Below are 18,949 nucleotides of genomic sequence, written 5' to 3'. Positions count from 1 at the left end.
CGAGGCCGCCGGGGTCGTGGAGTCGGTGGGCGATGGTGTGACCGAGGTGGCGCCGGGCGACTTCGTGGTCCTGAACTGGCGTGCGGTGTGCGGGCAGTGCCGCGCCTGCACGCGCGGGCGCCCGTGGTACTGCTTCGACACCCACAACGCCGCCCAGAAGATGACCCTTGAGGACGGGACGGAGCTCTCGCCCGCGCTCGGGATCGGCGCGTTCGCCGACAAGACCCTGGTGGCGGCAGGGCAGTGCACCAGGGTCGACCCTGCGGCGCGGCCCGAGGTCGCCGGGCTGCTCGGCTGCGGGGTGATGGCGGGGCTCGGCGCGGCGATCAACACCGGCGGGGTCGGGCGCGGCGACTCGGTGGCGGTCATCGGCTGCGGGGGCGTCGGCGCGGCGGCCGTGCTGGGCGCCCGGCTGGCCGGGGCCGCCCGGATCATCGCCGTGGACCTGGACGAGCGCAAGCTCGCCACCGCGTCCTCCCTCGGCGCCACGCACACCGTGAACGGCGCGGAGAAGGACGTCGTCGCGACGGTGCGGGAGCTGACCGGCGGGTTCGGCGCGGACGTCGTCATCGACGCGGTCGGCCGTCCCGAGACCTACGAGCAGGCCTTCCACGCCCGCGACCTCGCCGGGACGGTGGTGCTGGTCGGGGTGCCGACCCCGGAGATGAGGCTGGAGCTGCCGCTGCTGGAGGTGTTCGGGCGGGGCGGGTCGCTGAAGTCGTCCTGGTACGGCGACTGCCTGCCCTCCCGCGACTTCCCGATGCTCATCGACCTCTACCTGCAGGGGCGCCTGGACCTGGACGCGTTCGTCTCCGAGACGATCCAGCTGGACGGCGTCGAGGCCGCGTTCGCCAAGATGCACCGGGGCGACGTGCTGCGCTCGGTGGTGGTGCTCTGATGGCCGGCGAATCCGCGGGACCGCGCGTCGACCACGTCGTCACCTCCGGCACGTTCTCGCTGGACGGCGGGACCTGGGACGTCGACAACAACGTCTGGATCGTCGGGGACGACAGCGAGGCGATCGTCATCGACGCCGCGCACGACGCCGAGGCGATCGCGGGGGCGCTCGGCGGCCGCCGGCTGGTGGCGATCGTGTCCACGCACGGGCACGACGACCACATCGACGCGGCGCCCGCCCTGCGGGCCCGCACGGGCGCGCCCGTCCTGCTGCACCCGGACGACCTGATGCTGTGGAAGCAGCGGCACCCGGACACCTCGCCCGACGGCGAGCTGTCCGACGGGCAGGTCATCACCGTCGCGGGCACCGACCTCACCGTCCTGCACACGCCCGGCCACAGCCCCGGCGCGGTCTGCCTCCACGCGCCCGCCCTGGCGACGGTCTTCTCCGGCGACACCCTGTTCAGCGGCGGACCGGGCGCGACCGGCCGGTCGTTCTCCCACTTCCCGACGATCATCGCCTCGATCCGGGAGCGCCTGCTGACGCTGCCGCCGGAGACCACCGTCCGCACCGGACACGGCGAGTCCACCACCGTCGGCGCGGAGGCCCCGCATCTTGAGGAATGGATAGCCCGCGGCCACTGACCGGGATAGTGTCCGCGGTGGCGGACAGCCGTCCAGGGCCGGGAGGGTGCGATGCGGCGCAGGGCACCGCTGGCGCTCCTGCTGTGCGGGGCCGTCGCCGGCTGCGGCCAGAGCGCGCGCGGCGCCGACGTGCCTCCGCCGACCGCGCCTCCGGCGTCGGCCCCCGCGCCCGCCGTGGACCCGCCTCCCGCGACCGAGGTCCCCACGCCCGCGACCGGCAGGCCCTCGCCGCTCGGACGGGCGGCGGGGTGGCGCATCACCACGTACTACACGGCGCTGGAAAGCCTCTACCACGGCGAGCGGAAGGCGGTGCGCGGCTGTGCCCGCTTCCACTGCTCGCACGGGAGGACCCCGCTCGGCTCCTATCCGAAGGACTTCCTCAAGGTCGTCCAGACCGAGGGCAGCGGGCGCCTCACCGAGGGGCCCGAGCGGGGCCGGTACCTGAACTGGTCGCACAGCGTCGGCTTCTGGCTGGACGACACCACCCGCGACTCGCGGGGGCGCCCGCTGCGGGCGTGGGCGTCGGCGGCGGCCGACAGGTCCGTCCTGGCGCGGGGCCGGCGGTTCGCGATCGTCGACTGCGGCAAGGACGGCAACGGCCGCGCCATCGAGGACGAGGTGTGCACGGCGTTCCGGAAGGCCCGCTGGACGGTCACCGACCTGTTCCGTCCCGGATACGGCGGCGAGGACCACGCCGACGTCTACATCGGCGAGGAGAAGGGCTCGCGGCTGGCCGGGTCGCCGTTCTACACGACGCTGCGCGGCGCCACGCTCGGGCCGTCCTGAGACGTCCGGTGACGGGGCGCGCCTAGAACGTGACGCGCTCGACCGGGCACGGCGAGGCGAGGCGGGTCGGCTGCGTCCGGCCCCGCAGCGTGACCTCGCCTCCGAGCGACCAGTGCGCCGCCTCGTCCGGCCCCGCCTCGGCGAGGATCGAACCCGCCGCCAGCACGCGCTCGGTGGTGGTCTTGGCCATGTCGGTGAGGCGGGCCGCCTCGTTCACCGGGTCGCCGATCACGGTGTACTCGAACCGCTCCTCGGCGCCGATGTGCCCGGCGACGGCCTCGCCCGCCGAGACGCCGACGGCGGCGCTCAGCGCCGGAACGTCCTCGCGCAGCCGGCGGGCCAGCTCGCGGGACGCGGCGAGCGCGCGGGCGGGCGCGCCGTCCAGCGCGAGCGGCGCCCCGAAGATCGCCAGCGCGGCGTCGCCCTCGAACTTGTTGATCCAGCCGCCGTGCGCGCCGATGACCTCGACGACCACGGCGAAGAAGTCGTTCAGCAGCCGGACGACCTCGGCCGGCGGCCGGTCGACGGCGAGCCGGGTGGAGCCGATGATGTCCACGAAGATCACCGCGACCTCGCGCGACTCGCCGCCGAGGTCGATGCCGCGCTCCACCGCGACGCGCGCGGCGTCCGCGCCGACCTGGCGGCCGAAAAGGTCGCGCAGCCGCTCGTGCTCGCGCAGCCCGGCGGCCATGTGGTTGAACCCCGCCTGCAGCAGCCCGACCTCGCTGGCGTCGTAGACGGGGACCTCGACGTCCAGGTCGCCGCGCTCGATCCGGGCGAGGCCGAGCCGCACCGACTCGACGGGGTCGGCGATGGCGCGGGCGGCGCCGTAGGTCACGCCGAGCCCGACGACCAGCGCGATGCCGCCGAGGGCGAGGACGGCGACGGCGAACTCCCGCACGGTGATCCTGGCGATGACGAACGACCCGACCGCGAGGGTGATCAGCCCGAGGATCGGGATGGCGGTGCCGAGGCCCCAGGCCAGCACGGACCGGGCGACGACGCCGGGCAGTCCCGTGCGGCGCGGCATCTCGCTGCGCAGCGCGGTGGTCACCGCGCGCCGCAGCAGCCGCTCGGTCAGCAGGTAGACGACCGTGCAGGTGGTGAGGCCGCCGAGCAGGCTCGTCAGGCCCAGCTTGACGGCGAGCAGGCCGGAGAAGGGGGCGTTGATGACGACCCAGCCGACCGTCCCGATCCCCCACAGCGTCAGGTGCAGGGCCATCAGCCGCAGCGGCCCGTACAGCAGCAGGGAGCGCTCGTGCCGGTCGGGCTCGTCGTGCCGCTCGACCATGCGCCGGACGCGGCGGAAGAACCGCTCGCCGAGGACGAGGCCGACCGGGACCGCGGCGGTGACGTAGAGGATGAAGACGATCAGGTTGATGAGCCGGAGCCGCTCGGACACCTCGCCGACGGGATCGGGGACGACGACGGCGAACGCGAGCACGACCAGCGCGCCGCCGAGGTTCGCCAGCCCGGTGGCGATCCGCACCAGGACCCTGGCCCGGTGGGCGATCTGGGCCCGGGTGTCGTCCGGGCCGCCGTCGATCAGGCGCCACAGGGGGCCGAGCACGCTTCCCGGCCGGCGCCGGGGGCGGGGGGCGGTCTCGGCCCTTTCGGTCTTCATGAGCGAGGAGATTATCCGGTCGAATCCCCCCGGGCCGCACCGCCTGTGAGCGACCTCGCCGAGGGATTGCTCACTCAGGTGCGGATCGGCTCCAGCAGCCGGTGCGGGTTGCGCAGGACCATGCTGACCGGGTCGGTGCGGCGGCGGACGCCGGGCCCGGCGTGGATCTCCAGTTCCTCCGGGGCGACGTGCCGCCCGCAGGCCGCGCACCGCCCGTCCGGGCCGATCTCGGTGCCGCAGGCGAGGTGGACGAAGACGCGGCACGGCTCGGCGGACAGGTGGTCCTCCGCCCAGCGGGCGAGGGTGTGGACGACGGGCCACAACTCCTTGCCCATCTCCGTCAGCACGTAGTCGTGGCCGTCCTTGACGAGGACGCCGGCGTCGACCAGCGACTGGAGCCGCGCCGACAGCACGGCGCGGGGGATGTCCAGGTGGACGAGGAAGTCGCTGAACCGGCGGACGCCGTAGAAGGCGTCCCGGACGATCAGCAGCGTCCAGCGCTCCCCCACGACCTCCAGCGCCCGGGCCAGCGAGCAGTCCTGCGCCGCGTAGTCCTTGCCGAGTGCCATGCCACCACAGTACCCACTGGAGGGTTCATTGATTGAACTCTCTCGTGCTACCGTCACCACGTTGAGTTCGTTCAATGAACTTGGAGACCGCATGACGACTCTGGCGACCCCCCGCGCCGCGAGCGGCGCGCCGGGCACCGCCGCCGCGCTGACGCTGCCGGCCGCGGCCACACTGCTGGCCCTGATGAACTACTGCGCCCCCGCGGCGACGCTGGCCGACACCGCGCGCGGCCTGCGCGCCGGGGGGGCCGCGCAGATCTGGCTGATGAGCTCGATCAGCCTCGGTCTGGCGGCGGCGCTGATGGCCGCGGGCAGCCTCGCCGACGACCACGGCCGCAGGCGCACCTTTGTGATCGGCGCGGTGGCGCTCGCCGTCTCCAGCGTCGCCTGCGCGCTCGCGCCCAACGCCGCGGTGTTCATCGCGGGCCGCGTCGCGCAGGGCGCGGCCAGCGCCGCCCTGCTGGTGACCGGGCTCGGCATCATCGGCGCCTCGTTCGCGCCGGGGCCGCGGCGGGCGAGGGCCGCCGGCATGTGGGGCGCGATGGTCGGCCTCGGCATCGCGCTCGGCCCCATCGCGGCGGCCGGGCTGACCGCGGCCGGCGGCTGGCGGCTGTGGTACTGGGCCACGGTCGCCGCGTCCGCGGTGCTCGCCGCGGCGGCGTCCCGCGCGCTCACCGAGTCCCGGGCCGAGCGCCCGCGCGGTGTGGACGTGCCGGGCCTGGTCACCATGAGCCTCGGCGTGGCGGCACTGGTGGCCGCGATCACCTGGGGCCGCACCGGCTGGACGGCCCCGGGCGTCCTCGCGCTGTTCGCCGCCGCGGCGGTCCTGCTGTCCGCGTTCGTCCTCGTCGAGTCGCGGCGGCGGGAGCCGATGGTCGACCTGGCGCTGTTCCGGCGGCCGGCGTTCCTGCTCTCGGTGACCGGGGCGCTCGTCACCGGGCTCGCCGTGATCGGGGTCATGACCTATCTGGCGACGATGATGAGCCTGGTGATGGGCCTGTCCCCGATCGCGGCGGCGCTGGTGCTGGCCATCTGGTCCGGGCTGTCGTTCCTCGTGGCCTTCCAGGCGCACCGCCTGCCCGCGCGGCTGCCCGTCCGGCGGCTGCTGGCCGCCGGGTTCGCGCTCGCCGGCGTCAGCGAGCTCACGCTGGCGGGCCTGAGCCCGGACGCGCACTGGTGGCGGCTCGCCCCGGGCCTCGCCGCCGCCGGCGTCGCGAGCGGCCTGACCAACGCGATGCTGGCCCGGCTGGCCGTGGAGAGCGTCCCCGCCGACCGCGCGAGCATGGGCGCCGGCGCCAACAACACCGCCCGCTACATCGGCGCGTCGCTGGGCGTGGCGATCGTCGGGGCGATCGCGACGGGTTCCGGGCACGACGCGGCCTCGCTCGCGCACGGCACGAACGTCGCGATGGTCGTCTCGGCCGTCACCGCCCTCGCCTACGCCGTCCTCGCCCTGGTGATCCGGGAGCGGGCCCGGACCTCCTGAACCCCGTCAGGCGAGCTCCTCGATGAAGGCGGCCAGCTGGGTCAGGTTCCGGCACTCGTACATGGGGAGGAGCTCGCCGTAGCGGGACGCGGCGGAGTCGCCGGTGTCCCATTGGGCGCGCGGCTCGGGGTTGAGCCAGTAGGCGTGCCGGGCCCGGTCCGCCATCGACCGCACGATCGGCAGGGACAGCTCCCCGTAGTTGGACCGGGCGTCGCCGAGGATCAGCAGGGACGTCCTGGAGGTGACGGCGTCGCGGTACCTGTCGTCGAACACCTTGAAGGCGTGGCCGTAGTTGGACCGGCCCGTGATCCACACGAGGTCGGCCTCGGCGGCGAGGCGGGTCATCGCGCCGGTGATGTCCGCGCCCGGCGCGAAGTACTTGGTGATCTCGTCGGTGGCGTCGATGAACGCGAACGCGCGGACCTTGCTGAACTGCTCCCGCAGCGCGAACGTCAGCAGCAGCGTGAAGTGCGCGAACGCCGACACCGAGTCGCTGGCGTCGCACAGCACCACCAGCTCGGGCCGGTGCGGGCGCCGCGGCCGGTGATGGGTGGTGAGAGGCACTCCCCCGCTGGCCAGGGACGCGCGGACCGTGCGGCGGAAGTCGAGCCGGCCCCGCCGCCCGTGGCGCTGCTTCTGCACGAGCCGGGACGCCAGCTTGCGCGCCAGCGGATACACCTCGCGGCGCAGCGCCTCCATCTCGGCGCGGGTCGCGCCGGCGAAGTCGAGCCGTTCCAGCGGCGGGCGGACGGCGATGCGGGCGGTCCGCTCGACGCCGGTGTCCTCGGCGATGCGGCGCCGCACCTCGCCCGCGACGAGGCCGGAGAAGCGGGCGATGCGGTCGCGGAACGTCCGGCGCGCGACGCGCTCGGCCATGCCGCCCCGCTCCCGCCCCGCCAGGACCGACTCCAGCAGCCGCGCCATCAGGGTCTCGGGCGACAGCGCGCTCAGCACGCCGGAGGAGAACCAGGACTCCTGCCCCGGCGTCCGGCCGTACTCGGCGACGGCCGTCCGGGCGAAACGGCGCAGCCCGGCGTCGTCCCCGGACAGGAGCAGCTCGGCGAGCTCGTCCCGGCGCCGCCGCACCTGCGGGTCGAGCGCCGCCGGGACGGGACGTCCGTCGTCGTCGAGCGTCCTCGCCGGGCGCTCGGGGTCGCGCGCCGCTCCCGCGCCGTCCCCGACGGCCGCCGGGAACCACAGGTCGAAGAGCGTGTCGAACGTCGCGCGGTGCTGGGGCCGCTTGACGACCGTCGCGGCGTAGGCGGCGCGCAGCGACTCGCGGTCGAGCAGGTCGACGGCCCGCACGGCGCGCACGGCGTCGAGCCCCTCGGCGACCGACACCGGCAGCCCGGCCCGCCGCAGCTCCGCGACGAACCCGGTGTGCCGGTCGACGAGTGAGGCCATGTCAGCCGCTCAGCCCGAGTTCCTTGGCGGCGCGCTCCTGGTCGGAGACGTGCTTGAGGACGACGCCGAGCGTGCGGCCCACGGCGGCCTCGTCCAGGTCGTCCAGGCCGAGGGCCAGCAGCGTGCGCGCCCAGTCGACGGTCTCCGCGATCGACGGCGCCTTCTTGATCTCCAGGTCGCGCAGGGTGCCGACGGTGCGGACGAGCTGCTCGGCCAGCTCCGCCTCGATGCCCGGCACCTGCGCGAGGACGATGTCGCGCTCCCGGTCCGGCGCCGGGTAGCCCAGGTGCAGGTAGAGGCAGCGGCGCTTGAGCGCCTCCGACAGCTCCCGCGCCGCGTTCGAGGTGATCAGCACGAAGGGCCGGCGGACCGCCGAGACGGTCCCGAGCTCGGGGATCGTGACCTGGAAGTCCGACAGGATCTCCAGCAGCATGCCCTCGACCTCGACGTCGGCCTTGTCCGCCTCGTCGATGAGCAGGACGGTCGGGTCGCTGCGGCGGATCGCCGCCAGCAGCGGCCGCTCCAGCAGGAACTCCTCGGAGAAGATGTCGTCGTGGGTCTCCTGCCAGGCGCGGTCGGCGGGCGCGGCCTGGATCGCGAGGAGCTGCTTCTTGTAGTTGAACTCGTAGAGCGCGCGGGCCTCGTCCAGGCCCTCGTAGCACTGCAGCCGGATCAGCTCCGCGCCGGTCGCCGCCGCCACGGCCTTCGCCAGCTCCGTCTTGCCGACTCCCGCCGGGCCCTCCACCAGCAGCGGCTTGCCGAGCGCCTGGGCCAGGAACACCGTCGTGGCGATCGCGTCGTCGGCGAGGTAGCGGACGTCGGCGAGCCTGCGCCCGGCGTCGGCGGGTGAGGCGAACATCGCGTCGGTCATCCCTTGCCCTTCCGCGCTGCGACCTTCTTGTAGGTCTGGTTGGTCCCGGCGAACACGAGCGACGCCTTGTCCTCGCTGAGGGCGACGCCCCAGTAGGACGCGGACTTGGGGTCGCCGCCGTTCCACGAGAAGCGGTACCTGCCGCCGCCCTCGGGGATGGCCGAGCCGCTCCACAGCCTCTGCCGGCCCCGCACCCACACGCCGTTGCCGTCGGCCGTGAACTGGAAGTAGTCCTTGGCGGCGCCGACCCAGCGTCCCACCAGCGGCTTGACCTCGGAAGGCTTCACCGCCGGGAGCGGCGCCAGCGTGGTGGGCGGTGCGGACGGCGCCGCGTCCGCGGCCTGCTTCCCACCGCCGCCGCAGCCCGCGAGGGCCAGCCCGGCCGCGACGGCGCAGGCGGCGAGGACGGTCGAACGGGCCCGCACTGTCACGGAGACCTCCGTATTTCCTGGGACGGGAGCGGAATCCTACCGGCGCGTCCGCTCACACCTGAGGGGTAGCCGCCACATGGCACCCGGGGGTGACGCGGGCGCCCGGACCGCCCGTCTATAACGGTGTCATGACGACCCCACGACTGCCTCGCGAGGACCTCACGGCGGCCATGGCGGCCCGGCGCGAGCTGGGGCCCGACTACGACGACGCCTTCATCGAGACGGTCGTCGACCGCATCGAGGAGACCCTCGACGCCCGCACGGCCGCGCCGCGCACCCGACGCCGCGCACCCGCCCCCGAGCCCCGGAGCGGCGACCGCGATCACAGCCTGGCCATGGCGATACTGTCGCTGCTCGCCGCGATCCCGCTGAGCGCGATCAGCGTCGTCAACGCCGGCCTCCCCGGCCTTCTCATCGCCCTGGCCGGCATCGTCCTCATCAACCTCACCTACATCTTCCGGCCCAGATGAACCCAGGGGTATCGCCCCCTGGAACCCCCGTCACGACGGGCAGGCGCGTTGCGCTCGCTCCACGCGCCTGCCCGTGATGAGGGCGGAGGACCGGGCCTGGCCCGGCTACTTTCCTGGTTCGGGGTCCCTGGGGAGGCCGAGGATGCGTTCGCCGATGATGTTGAGCTGCACCTCGGTGGTGCCGCCGTAGATCGTCATCGCGCGGCTGAACAGCATGGCGCGGCCCACGATGCCGCTCTCGGCCATCGGTACCTCGGTGGCCGCGGCCGCGCCCTGCGCCGCCCAGCAGTGGTCGGCGACGTCCTGGTTGAACTGGACTCCGAGCAGCTTGCGGACGCTGGCCTCCGCGCCCGGCTCCACGCCGTTCAGCTGCTTGAGCGTGGTGCGCAGGCCGAGCAGGTCGATCGACTGGCCCTGGGCGACGAGCCTGCCGACCTCGGCGGCCGCGACCGCGTCCAGGTCCCGGTTCGCGAAGAACCGCAGCAGCTCGGGGACGCCCATGCCGAGGCCGCCGCCGGTCGACAGCGACACCCGCTCGTTGGACAGGGTGTTGCGCGCGACCTGCCAGCCCCGGTTCACCTCGCCCACCACGCGGTCGTCGGGGACGAAGACGCCGTCCAGGAAGACCTCGTTGAACAGGGCGTCGCCGGTCAGCTCCCGCAGCGGGCGGACGTCCACGCCCTCGGACGCCATGTCCACGAGGAAGTAGGTGATGCCGTCGTGCTTGGCCGCGGAGGGGTCGGTGCGGGCGATGCAGAAGCCCCACTGGGCGTGCTGGGCGAGCGACGTCCAGATCTTCTGGCCGGTGAGCTTCCAGCCGCCCTCGACCCGCTCGGCCTTCATCGACAGGGACGCCAGGTCCGAGCCGGCGCCCGGCTCGGAGAACAGCTGGCACCACACGATCTTCCCGCGCAGCGTCGGCCGCAGGAACCGCTCCTTCTGCTCGTCGGTCCCGTAGCGGACGAGCGAGGGCACCAGCCAGGCGCCGATCCCGAGGTTGGGCGTCTTGACCTTGGCGGCCCTCAGCTCCTGCTGGATGAGGATCTGCTCGACCGGCCCGGCCTCGCGGCCCCAGGGCCTGGGGAAGTGCGGGACGGTCCAGCCCTCGTCACCGAGGCGCCCGGCCAGCGCGTCCTTGTCCTCGATCGCGGCCAGCTCGGCGATCTCGGCGCGGATCCGCTCGCGCAGCGGCTGGGCGTCCTCGTCCAGCTCCAGCACGACCTCGCGGCGCCCGCCGTCCAGCGCGAGCGCGGCGACCTTGGCCGCCCAGCCCTTGGACGGGCCGAGCAGCGACCGCAGCGTGAGGGCGCGGCGCAGGTAGACGTGGGCGTCGTGCTCCCAGGTGAAGCCGATGCCGCCGAGGATCTGGATGGCGTCGCGGGCGGTCTGCACGCCGGCGTCCAGCGCGATGACGGCCGCCACGGCGGCGGCGAAGCCGGCTTCCTCGGTGCCCTCGTCCAGGGAACGGGCGGCGTCCCACGCGGCGGCGCGGGCCTGCTCCAGGGCGATCAGGCTGCGGGCGGCCTTGTGCTTGACGCCCTGGAACTGCCCGATCGGCCGGCCGAACTGCTCGCGGACCTTGGCGTACTCGGCGGCGGTCGTCACCAGCCAGCCGGCCAGGCCCGCGGCCTCGGCGCCGAAGAGCGCGGCGGCCAGGTCCCGTACCCGGCCGGTGGTGAGGCCGTCCAGGACGCGGTCGGCGGCGACGGCGGCGCCGGAGACCTCGACGGAGGCGACGCGGCGGACCCGGTCCAGGCTCGCCACCGGGGCGACGGCGAGGTCGGACGCGTCCACCGCCACCCACTGCTCGCCGTCGTCGACGGCGACCGGCAGGACGAGCACGTCGGCGAGCGCGGCGCCGAGCACGGTGGCCGACGTCCCCGACACCACCAGCGAGTCGCCCTCGCGGCGGCCGGTCAGCTCGCCGGCCAGCGCGACGGCCGCCGTCCGCGACCCGTCGGCGAGGCCCGGGAGCAGCTCGGCGCGCAGCTTGGCGTTGCTGGAGGCGTCGATGACCGTGCTGGCGAGCACGGTCGGCAGGAACGGTCCGGGCGCGGCCGCGCGGCCCAGCTCCTCCAGCACGACCGACAGTTCCAGCAGGCCGAAGCCCTGCCCCCCGTGCTCCTCGTCCAGGTGCAGGCCCAGCAGGCCCTGTTCGGCGAGGGCCGGCCAGAACCCGGGCCTGGTCTCCTCTTCCGCGTCCAGCGCGGCCCGGACGGCCGTCGCCGTGATGTTGCGCTCGGCGAAGCCGCGCACCGATTCGGCGAGCGCCTCATGCTCCTCGGTCAGCCCGATGGCCATGCGTCAACCCTCTCTCGACCCTTTTGACCGAGATTCTAGAACAGCATTCGGATGCTGTGGGGACGCGGCCCCGCTCTCAGCCCTCGCGTGTCGCCCGGGTCTCCGCCTCTGCGGCGGGCTCGGCCTTCGGGAGCGGCTCGCGGGACGGCCTGCGGCCCGCGGCGAGGCTGGCGACCGCCGTGGCGGCCAGCGTCCCGGCGATCACGGCGAGGGACAGCCAGATCGGGATGTCCGGCGCCCACCCGGCGCCGTACTCGTGCAGCGCGTGCAGGATCAGCTTGACGCCGATGAACCCGAGGATGAACGCCAGCCCGTGCCCGAGGTAGACGAGGCGGTCGGCGAGGCCGCCGAGCAGGAAGTACAGCTGGACGAGGCCCATCAGCGCGAACGCGTTGGCGGTGAAGACCAGGTACGCCTCGGTCGTCAGACCGAAGATGGCGGGGATGGAGTCCAGCGCGAACAGCACGTCGGTGGAGCCGATCGCGATCATGACGATGGCCATCGGGGTGACCAGCCGGCGCCCGTTCCGCCGGGTGAGGAACCGGCTGCCGTCGTACTCATCCGACGTCGGGATGACGCGCTTGGCCCAGCGCAGCAGCGCGTTCTCCTTGAACTCGTCCTCGTCGCCACCGCGGACCAGGCCGATCGCCGTCCAGATGAGGAACGCGCCGAAGAGGAAGAACACCCAGGTGAAGGTCGCGATGGCGGCGGCGCCGACCGCGATGAACGCGCCGCGCAGCACCAGAGCGATCACGATGCCCGCCATCAGCACCGTGTGCTGGGCGTGCTTCGGCACCGCGAACCGGGCGAGGATCACCATGAACACGAAGAGGTTGTCGACGCTGAGGCTCTTCTCCATGACGAAGCCGCCGAAGTACTGCGCGGCGTACTCCCCGCCGGAGAACGCCCAGACGCCGAGCCCGAACAAGGCGGCCAGGCCGATGTAGACCACCGACCAGAACGCGGCGCGGCGTGTGGTGAACTCCCGCGTGTCGTTGCGGTGGATCAGGAACAGGTCGGCGGCGATGATCGCAAGGATCGCCGCGATGGTGAGGCCCCAGACGAGAGGGGAGACCGACAACGTGAACACCTCCGGCGGACATGAGACGAGCGCCGGAGGTCTCTCCCGCCCTGTGATCGGGTACGGGCCGCGGAACCCGGGCCGGCATGGGCCGACCGTATTGACGAGAACCGCGCGCGGGGATACTCCCCTCCGTTACCCGCTTCAACGCGGGCCGCGCCGGGGCGGTTCCCCTTCCCCGCGATTTTTCCGGCCCGGCCGTCGAACCGGAGCGCCGGAGGCGGCGTCTAAGGTCCGGTCAGCTCCAGGTACAGCTCCGCCAGCTGCTCGACGGCGTCGTCCTCGCCGGGCAGCAGCGCGGACCGCCGGGCGGCGGCCGCGCCCAGCCGCGCCGCGAGCGCCGGGTCGTCCAGGACGCGGCTCACCGCGCGTCCGAGCGCATCGGCGTCGTTCGGCGGCACCAGCAGCGCGGCGTCGGACTCGGGCCCCTGCAGCAGCGAGGCCCCCTCCTCCCGCTCCTCGGCGCCCACCATGCCGGGGATCCCGCCGACGCGGGTCGCGATCAGCGGCCGGCCCGCCCGCAGGATCTCCTGGACGACCAGCGGCTGCCCCTCCCACACGCTCGGCACGACCGCCACGTCGCAGGCGGCGAGCAGCCCGGCGACGTCGGAGCGGCGGCCGAGCAGCCGGACGGGCAGATCCTCCGCCTCGATCCGGGCGCGCAGCCCGTCCTCCAGCGGCCCGTCGCCCGCGATCGCGACGAGCGGCGGGGGGGTGCGCCCCGCCCACGCCGCCGCCGCGTCCAGCAGCGTCGGCAGGCCCTTCTGCTCGGCGAGGCGGGCGACGGTGACGACCAGCGGCCGCTCCCCCACGCCGATCTCGGCCCGCAGGTCGGCGCGGGCGGCGGGGCCGGGCGGCGCCTGCGGCGCGGGCGCCGGGACGATCGCGTGCCCGACCGACCGGGCGCCGAGGGCCCGCATCCGCTCCTCCAGATCGGGCGAGACGCCGAGGACGCGGGTGGCGCCACGCGCCACGACGCGTTCCAGCACCCCGTAGACCGCCGCCGTCCGGCCCCCGGTGATGACGGCGTTGTGCAGCGTGACGACCAGGGGCGGGCCGCCCCGCGCGAACCGCAGCGGGCCCGGCGCGACGCGCGCGCACGCCGCCACCGTGAGGGCCCCGGCGCGCAGGCCGTGGGCGTGGACGACGTCGGCGTCGCGCAGCAGCCGCCGCAGCCGGCCGACGGCCCTGGCATCGCTCGCCGGGCGGGGCCGGTCGGCGAGGTCGACCTCGGCGAACCGGGCGCCGCCGGCGCCGAACCCGAAGAGCTCGTCGGTGGCGGCGGGCCCGCACACCACGACGCGGGCGCCGCGCTCGACCAGGCCCTCGGCGACGGACCGGACGTGGCGGCCGACGCCGCCCGCGCTCGTGCCGAGGACGAGCGCGACGCGCAGCCCGTCCAGATCCTGCCTGTCAGACATTGCGGGTGACCTTCCGGCTGAGGACGGCCCGCAGGTCCCGGCCGTCGATCACGAATGCGATGATCAGGAAGACGGCGCCGGCGGCCAGCGCCGCTAGCGCTCCGGTCCCGACGTTGCGCAGCTCCCCGGCCGGGCCCGTCCCGCCGAGGCCGAGCAGCGCGGCCGTCGCGTATCCGGCGGCGCCTCCGGCCGCGGCGCCGAGCAGCCCGGCGGCCAGGGCCCGCGGCACGCCGCGCACGGCCGCGGCGCCCCTCGCGCGCACCAGCGTCACGAGCAGCAGGGCGCCGGCGACGGTCATCCCGACGGCGTTGCCGACGCCGAGCGCCGCCACGACCCACTGCCGGTCGACCGACAGCACCAGCGCGACCTCCGCGACCATGACGACGATCCAGCCCGCGACCACGGCGGCCGCGCCCATCCGCCCCCGGTGGCACGCGTACAGGACGCGGCCGAGGTGCGCGACGAGCCCGTAGCCGAGGAGGCCGGGCGCGAACGCGAGCACCGCGCGCGACAGCACCTCCTGCTGGTCGGGGTGGCCGGGGTTGAACACCGCCGCGACGGGCACGGCGACGGCGGCCAGCGCGGCGGCCCCCGCGCACGACACCAGGATCACCGCGCGGGTCGTGGACGCGGTGACCTGGTCGAACCGGTCATGGTCCGCCGCGCTCATCCGCGCCGACAGCAGCGGGAACGCGCTGGTCGCGATCGGCACCGCGAGGATCGCCCACGGCAGCAGGTAGATCGCCCACGCGTACTGGTAGTTGGCGAGCGCGCCGCGGGTGCCCTGCGAGCTGAGCCGGACGACCAGCAGCGTCGCCAGCTGCTGCGCCGCGACCGTCGCGATCCCGGCCGCCGCGAGCCGCCGCACGCGCCGCGCCACCCCGTCGGGGAAGCGCAGGGTGGGCCGCAGCCGCAGGCGCAGCCGCCACGCGGCGACCGCGGCCGTGGCGGCCATCGCGACGCCGCCGAGCGCCGTCCCGATCGCCAGCGTCAGCTCGGCTCCGAGCGGCAGCCCGGCCAGGTCGTTCTCGAAGCCCTTGCCGAGCGGGGCGTAGACGACGTAGGCGCCGATCACCACGAGGCTCGACACCAGCGGCGCGAGGGCGGGCGCGACGAACCGGCGGTGCGACTGCAGCAGCCCGTACAGCACGACCGCGATCCCGTACATCACCATCTGGACGGACTGGATCGCCAGCATGTCCCCGCCGACCCGCACGACCTCGCCGCGCGAGCATCCCTGCGGGTCCTCGGCCACCGCCAGTTCCATGAGGGGGTGGGCGAGCAGCGCCATCAGCGCCGACAGCGGCACCATCAGCACGACGATCCAGGTGAGCAGCGCCGACCCGGTCCGGCGGACCTCGTCGCGGTCGCCGCGCTCGGCGGGCCCGGCCAGCACCGGCACCACCATGCTGGCGAGGGCGCCGCCCGCGACGATCTCGTAGACGCTGCTGGGTAGCTGCGTGGCGCTGAAGTACGCCTGGCTGAGGCACGACGTGGTGACGGTCTGGGAGAAGGCGTAGGTGCGCCCGAACCCGGCGAGCCGCGCCAGCACGGTGATGACCGCGATGACGACGGCGGCCCCGGCCAGACCGCCGGTCAGCCGGCTCGCGGCCGACCGCCGCCGGGGCGGCGGTGGCGCTTCGGATGGGGGCACGGTAGGCGAAGGCACGCTCGTCGAGATCTGCGGGGGGCTTCCGGCGGGCTAGGCGGGGTCGCCGACGCCGTCGCCCGCCCGGTCGGCCTGCGGCGGGACGGCCGGGCGGTACGCGTCCTCGGTGTCGGGTTTCCCGGTCTCCCGCTGCCCGGTCTCCCGCTCCCCGGTCTCCTGCCTCGCGGCCTCGGCGGGGGCCGGGGCGGGGACGGCGACCGGGCGGCGGCCGAGCATGTCGACGCGGTTCAGCACCGGATTGCCCGCGATGACCTTGGTGAAGCTGACGAACTCGCTGGCGGCGTTCAGCCCGGCGACCCCGGCGAGGACGGCGAGCCGCGGCCCCCGGCCGAGGCGGGTCGCGGCGAGGCCGAGCAGCGCGCCGAGCGCGTTGGCGCCGGTGTCGCCGAGCATCGCGCGCTCACCGAGGTCCTCGGGGAGCAGCGCGGCGGCGGCGCCGAGCGGAGCGGCGACCACGGCGGAGCCCGAGCGGGTCAGCGCCAGCGGCGTCCCGGCGATGAGGCCGACCTTCACGGCCCGCCCGGGGCGCAGGTCGAACAGGTTCATCAGGTTCGCGGACCCGGCGACGACGGCGCCGTTCACGAGGGTGTCGAACGCGCGGCCCGTCCGGGTCGGGGCGGGCGAACCGGCGACGGCGGCGGCGGCGAGCCCGGTCGCGCCGATGCCGAGGATCTTCACCGCGCCGCTGGTCACCTCGCCGCGCGCGAGCGCGGTCAGGTGGCCTTTGAAGCCGCGGGAGGACGCCGAGCCGGCGAGGTCGTCGTAGCCGCCGAGGGCGCCGGAACCTGCGCCGGCCAGCAGCGCGGCGGCGCGGATCCGGCCGGTGGCGCCGGGGGCCAGCAGCCCGGCCGCGGCGGCGCCCGCGACGAACGCGGGGCCCTCCAGCAGCGTGACCGGCTCACCGCGGTGGTTGGTGCGGCCCCAGACCTGCTCGCCGGGCAGCCCGTTCAGGCCGGGCGGGCGCCGCGTCAGCGCGGTGTAGGCGGCGCGCGCCGCCACCGCGCCGAGGCCGACGCCGGCCGCCAGCCGCGTGCTCCTGGCGATGCCACGTCTCATCAGGTCACCCGTTCTCCGCCGTGGGCGCGGGCGAGGGCAGGTAGCCGCTCGCACCGGCGCCCGTGCCGTACTGCCCGGACTTGCCGCCGATCTCGTTCTGCAGCGCCAGGATCGTGACGACCTGGCCGGCCGCGGTGTCCACCACGTCGACGGTGGAGACCGCGTCGGCGGCGTCGGAGTCGCGCAGCGCCGCGATGAGCCCGCCCTCCTGCGCGGAGGTCGGCGGGCCACCGACGACGGTACCGCGCCCGGCGCCGTCGAGTGCGGAGGCCAGCGAGATCAGTGCCTTGTTGTCGTCGCCGCCGCCGGCGTAGGCGTACGCGGCGGCGGGCGCGACCATGACGGCGAGGGTGGCGTGCTGGCCGGGCTTGCCGCTGGTGGTGACGTATCCGGCCTGCTTGAAGCCGTTGAGGACGGCGCCCCCGGCGGCGTCCTCGCGGCCGGACTTGGCGGGGTCCTTGGTGACGAGCGCGTTCGCGAGGACGGCGCCCGCCTTGCCGTAGGCGCCCGCGTTCTCCGGGAACTTCACGTCGCCGGCCTTGAGCTGCGTGGCGAGCTCGTCGACGGTGGTCTGCTGGTCGTCGTCCAGGAGCTTCTTCTGGATCGTGACGCGCCCGGTGACGGCGGCGCCGGAGTCCTTGGCCAGCCGGCTGATCTGCTCGATGCTGTCGTTGCCGGCGCCGGGCGTCTCGATCAGCACCACGGACTGGCCCTTGAGCCGGTCGGCGACGATCTGCGGCGAGAGCACCTTGGTGAACTGCTCCTCGCCGTCCAGCTGGTGCCGCAGGTCGCGCTGCGCGAGCCGCGCCTGCTGGGCCGTCTTGGCCGCCGAGTTGGCCTGCTGGCGCAGGGTGTCGCTCACCGAGTTGGACAGCGTGGTGGAGCCCAGCACGATGCCGAGCGCCAGCGCGAGGAAGATCGCGACGATGGAGACGAGGTGGTAGCGGAAATCGATCACGTGAAGAGTCCGGTCAGCCAGAAGAGGAAGGCGTGCCAGCGGTCGGCGAGCAGGGGACTGATGACGTCCCCCGCCGGGGACATGGCGACGGCGGTGACGATGGCGATGAACGCGCCGAGGACGAGGAACAGCAGCGACCAGGTGGAGATCCGGCTGCGGTAGAGCCTGCTGACGCCCTTGGCGTCGACGAGCTTGCTGCCGACGCGCAGCCGGGTGAGGAACGTGCTGGCCATGCCGGCGCGCCCCTTGTCGAAGAACTCCTCCATGTTGGCGTGCGTGCCGACCGCGACGATCAGGGTGGCGCCCTTGTCGTCGGCGAGGAGCATCGCGATGTCCTCGCTGGTGGCGGCGGCGGGGAAGACCACGGCGTCCTTGCCGAGCTCGTGCACGCGCTTCAGGCCCGGCGCGCGGCCGTCCCGGTAGGCGTGCACGACGAGTTCGGCGCCGCAGGTGAGCGCGTCGTCGGAGACCGAGTCCATGTCCCCGACGATCATGTCGGGGCGGTAGCCGGCCTCCAGCAGCGCGTCGGCGCCCCCGTCCACCCCGATCAGCACGGGGCGGTACTCGCGGATGTAGGGGCGCAGGGTCGCGATGTCCTCGCGGTAGTGGTAGCCGCGCACGACGATCAGGGCGTGCCGCCCGGAGATCCTCGTGGCCACCTCGGGGACGCCGACGCCGTCGATGAGCAGGTCGCGCTCGCGCTTGACGTACTCCATCGTGTTGGCGACGAACGCCTCCAGCTGGGAGGCGAGCCCGGCCTTGGCCTCGGTCAGCGCCTCCTCGACGGACTCGGCGGTCTGCTCGGTGCCCTTGGCGACGACCTCCTCGCCCCGGTGCACGGCCGGCCCCTCGACGCGGACCTGGTCGCCCTCCTGCAGCTTGCTGAAGATCTCCGGTCCGACGTCGTCGACCAGCGGGATGCCGGCCTCGATCAGGATCTGCGGCCCGAGGTTCGGGTACCGGCCCGAGATGCTGGGCGCGACGTTGACGACGGCGCCGACCTCGCGCGACACCAGCGCCTCGGCGCTGACGCGGTCGAGGTCGACGTGGTCGATCACCGCGACCTCGCCGGGCTGCAGCCGCTTGGTCAGGTCCTTGGTGCGGCGGTCGAGCCGGACCGTCGCGCTGACCCCGGGCCGCCCGTCGTCGCGGCCGCGGCCCAGCGTGAGGACGCGCCGGGGCAGCCTCTGGGCCAGCCGGAGGCGTCGCTCTGCGGTGGGTGACGACTCGTTCATCAACTGCCATCCTGCCAGAGCACGGGAGCGGACGCCGGAAAGGCC

Annotated in this window: 17 protein-coding genes; 5 read left to right on the top strand and 12 right to left on the bottom strand. The window is 74.6% G+C overall.

The window, feature by feature from the left end; genetic code table 11:
* From AB0H37_RS42080 to AB0H37_RS42070, 3 genes are all read left to right on the top strand, one after another.
* Positions 1-898 (top strand): S-(hydroxymethyl)mycothiol dehydrogenase (locus AB0H37_RS42080; RefSeq protein WP_360618249.1); only part of this gene is annotated, 898 nt, incomplete at its 5' end.
* Positions 898-1,542 carry an MBL fold metallo-hydrolase gene (locus tag AB0H37_RS42075; protein WP_329090004.1) on the top strand — a complete coding sequence of 215 codons (645 nt, stop codon included), beginning with the start codon at positions 898-900 and terminating at the stop codon, positions 1,540-1,542. The genes AB0H37_RS42080 and AB0H37_RS42075, both read left to right, overlap by 1 nt.
* 51 nt (positions 1,543-1,593) lie before the next feature.
* The gene (locus AB0H37_RS42070; RefSeq protein WP_329090003.1) at positions 1,594-2,328 is read left to right on the top strand and encodes a hypothetical protein; all 735 of its coding nucleotides are present in this window, start codon (positions 1,594-1,596) and stop codon (positions 2,326-2,328) included.
* Between the two features lie 22 nt (positions 2,329-2,350).
* On the opposite strand, the gene AB0H37_RS42065 is transcribed toward AB0H37_RS42070, so the two are convergent.
* Positions 2,351-3,952, bottom strand: coding sequence for an adenylate/guanylate cyclase domain-containing protein (locus AB0H37_RS42065; RefSeq protein ID WP_360618246.1), 1,602 nt, complete (start codon positions 3,950-3,952; stop codon positions 2,351-2,353).
* 74 nt (positions 3,953-4,026) lie between these two features.
* Positions 4,027-4,521: a helix-turn-helix domain-containing protein gene (locus tag AB0H37_RS42060; protein ID WP_329089998.1), complete on the bottom strand. Its 495-nt coding sequence runs from the start codon at positions 4,519-4,521 to the stop codon at positions 4,027-4,029.
* 91 nt (positions 4,522-4,612) lie between these two features.
* Here AB0H37_RS42060 and AB0H37_RS42055 point away from each other — a divergent pair, with 91 nt between their 5' ends.
* Positions 4,613-6,007: an MFS transporter gene (locus AB0H37_RS42055; RefSeq protein ID WP_360618245.1), complete on the top strand. Its 1,395-nt coding sequence runs from the start codon at positions 4,613-4,615 to the stop codon at positions 6,005-6,007.
* Positions 6,008-6,013: 6 nt separating this feature from the next.
* On the opposite strand, the gene AB0H37_RS42050 is transcribed toward AB0H37_RS42055, so the two are convergent.
* From AB0H37_RS42050 to AB0H37_RS42040, 3 genes are read right to left on the bottom strand one after another with little or no spacing between them, the layout of a single operon-like run.
* A complete protein-coding gene (locus AB0H37_RS42050) occupies positions 6,014-7,411 on the bottom strand; it encodes a VWA domain-containing protein (protein ID WP_360618243.1) in 1,398 nt (465 codons plus the stop codon).
* A gap of 1 nt (position 7,412) precedes the next feature.
* Complete coding sequence (locus AB0H37_RS42045) at positions 7,413-8,282, bottom strand: MoxR family ATPase (protein ID WP_360618241.1); 870 nt, start codon at positions 8,280-8,282, stop codon at positions 7,413-7,415.
* Positions 8,279-8,713, bottom strand: a complete 435-nt coding sequence (locus AB0H37_RS42040) for a hypothetical protein (protein ID WP_360618240.1) — start codon at positions 8,711-8,713, stop codon at positions 8,279-8,281. The genes AB0H37_RS42045 and AB0H37_RS42040 overlap by 4 nt, the downstream gene beginning before the upstream one ends.
* Before the next feature lie 128 nt (positions 8,714-8,841).
* Here AB0H37_RS42040 and AB0H37_RS42035 point away from each other — a divergent pair, with 128 nt between their 5' ends.
* Positions 8,842-9,183 (top strand): hypothetical protein, encoded by a 342-nt coding sequence (locus AB0H37_RS42035; protein WP_360618238.1) that lies wholly within the window; start codon positions 8,842-8,844, stop codon positions 9,181-9,183.
* A gap of 105 nt (positions 9,184-9,288) precedes the next feature.
* Here AB0H37_RS42035 and AB0H37_RS42030 read toward each other — a convergent pair whose 3' ends face one another.
* The 7 genes from AB0H37_RS42030 to steA form a co-directional block, all read right to left on the bottom strand.
* Positions 9,289-11,484: an acyl-CoA dehydrogenase gene (locus AB0H37_RS42030; RefSeq protein ID WP_360618237.1), complete on the bottom strand. Its 2,196-nt coding sequence runs from the start codon at positions 11,482-11,484 to the stop codon at positions 9,289-9,291.
* A 76-nt stretch (positions 11,485-11,560) separates the two neighbouring features.
* Positions 11,561-12,565 carry a TerC family protein gene (locus AB0H37_RS42025; RefSeq protein WP_179835326.1) on the bottom strand — a complete coding sequence of 335 codons (1,005 nt, stop codon included), beginning with the start codon at positions 12,563-12,565 and terminating at the stop codon, positions 11,561-11,563.
* 227 nt (positions 12,566-12,792) lie between these two features.
* Positions 12,793-13,986, bottom strand: a complete 1,194-nt coding sequence (locus AB0H37_RS42020) for a glycosyltransferase (protein ID WP_360618236.1) — start codon at positions 13,984-13,986, stop codon at positions 12,793-12,795.
* Positions 13,979-15,640, bottom strand: coding sequence for a lipid II flippase MurJ (locus AB0H37_RS42015; RefSeq protein ID WP_179835328.1), 1,662 nt, complete (start codon positions 15,638-15,640; stop codon positions 13,979-13,981). The genes AB0H37_RS42020 and AB0H37_RS42015 overlap by 8 nt, the downstream gene beginning before the upstream one ends.
* A gap of 48 nt (positions 15,641-15,688) precedes the next feature.
* Entirely contained in the window at positions 15,689-16,711 is a 1,023-nt protein-coding gene (locus AB0H37_RS42010; protein ID WP_329089980.1) for a hypothetical protein, read from the bottom strand.
* 4 nt (positions 16,712-16,715) lie between these two features.
* Positions 16,716-17,669, bottom strand: a complete 954-nt coding sequence (locus AB0H37_RS42005) for a copper transporter (protein WP_179835330.1) — start codon at positions 17,667-17,669, stop codon at positions 16,716-16,718.
* A complete protein-coding gene (gene steA, locus AB0H37_RS42000; protein WP_329089978.1) occupies positions 17,666-18,904 on the bottom strand; it encodes a putative cytokinetic ring protein SteA in 1,239 nt (412 codons plus the stop codon). Before steA ends, AB0H37_RS42005 begins: the two co-directional genes overlap by 4 nt.
* Positions 18,905-18,949: the final 45 nt, after the last annotated feature.

The sequence above is a fragment of the Actinomadura sp. NPDC023710 genome (assembly GCF_040639875.1).
GTDB lineage: Bacteria > Actinomycetota > Actinomycetes > Streptosporangiales > Streptosporangiaceae > Spirillospora > Spirillospora citrea.
Note: the sequence above shows the minus strand (reverse complement) of the source record. Positions and strands in the feature narration are given on the sequence as shown.

What these genes read in the sequence shown, in the direction of transcription:
- AB0H37_RS42075 (WP_329090004.1), top strand. Translation starts at nt 898, where the DNA reads ATGGCCGGCGAATCCGCGGGACCGCGCGTCGACCACGTCGTCACCTCC.
- AB0H37_RS42070 (WP_329090003.1), top strand. Translation starts at nt 1,594, where the DNA reads ATGCGGCGCAGGGCACCGCTGGCGCTCCTGCTGTGCGGGGCCGTCGCC.
- AB0H37_RS42065 (WP_360618246.1), bottom strand. Translation starts at nt 3,952, where the DNA reads ATGAAGACCGAAAGGGCCGAGACCGCCCCCCGCCCCCGGCGCCGGCCG.
- AB0H37_RS42060 (WP_329089998.1), bottom strand. Translation starts at nt 4,521, where the DNA reads ATGGCACTCGGCAAGGACTACGCGGCGCAGGACTGCTCGCTGGCCCGG.
- AB0H37_RS42055 (WP_360618245.1), top strand. Translation starts at nt 4,613, where the DNA reads ATGACGACTCTGGCGACCCCCCGCGCCGCGAGCGGCGCGCCGGGCACC.
- AB0H37_RS42050 (WP_360618243.1), bottom strand. Translation starts at nt 7,411, where the DNA reads ATGGCCTCACTCGTCGACCGGCACACCGGGTTCGTCGCGGAGCTGCGG.
- AB0H37_RS42045 (WP_360618241.1), bottom strand. Translation starts at nt 8,282, where the DNA reads ATGACCGACGCGATGTTCGCCTCACCCGCCGACGCCGGGCGCAGGCTC.
- AB0H37_RS42035 (WP_360618238.1), top strand. Translation starts at nt 8,842, where the DNA reads ATGACGACCCCACGACTGCCTCGCGAGGACCTCACGGCGGCCATGGCG.
- AB0H37_RS42030 (WP_360618237.1), bottom strand. Translation starts at nt 11,484, where the DNA reads ATGGCCATCGGGCTGACCGAGGAGCATGAGGCGCTCGCCGAATCGGTG.
- AB0H37_RS42020 (WP_360618236.1), bottom strand. Translation starts at nt 13,986, where the DNA reads ATGTCTGACAGGCAGGATCTGGACGGGCTGCGCGTCGCGCTCGTCCTC.
- AB0H37_RS42010 (WP_329089980.1), bottom strand. Translation starts at nt 16,711, where the DNA reads ATGAGACGTGGCATCGCCAGGAGCACGCGGCTGGCGGCCGGCGTCGGC.
- steA (WP_329089978.1), bottom strand. Translation starts at nt 18,904, where the DNA reads ATGAACGAGTCGTCACCCACCGCAGAGCGACGCCTCCGGCTGGCCCAG.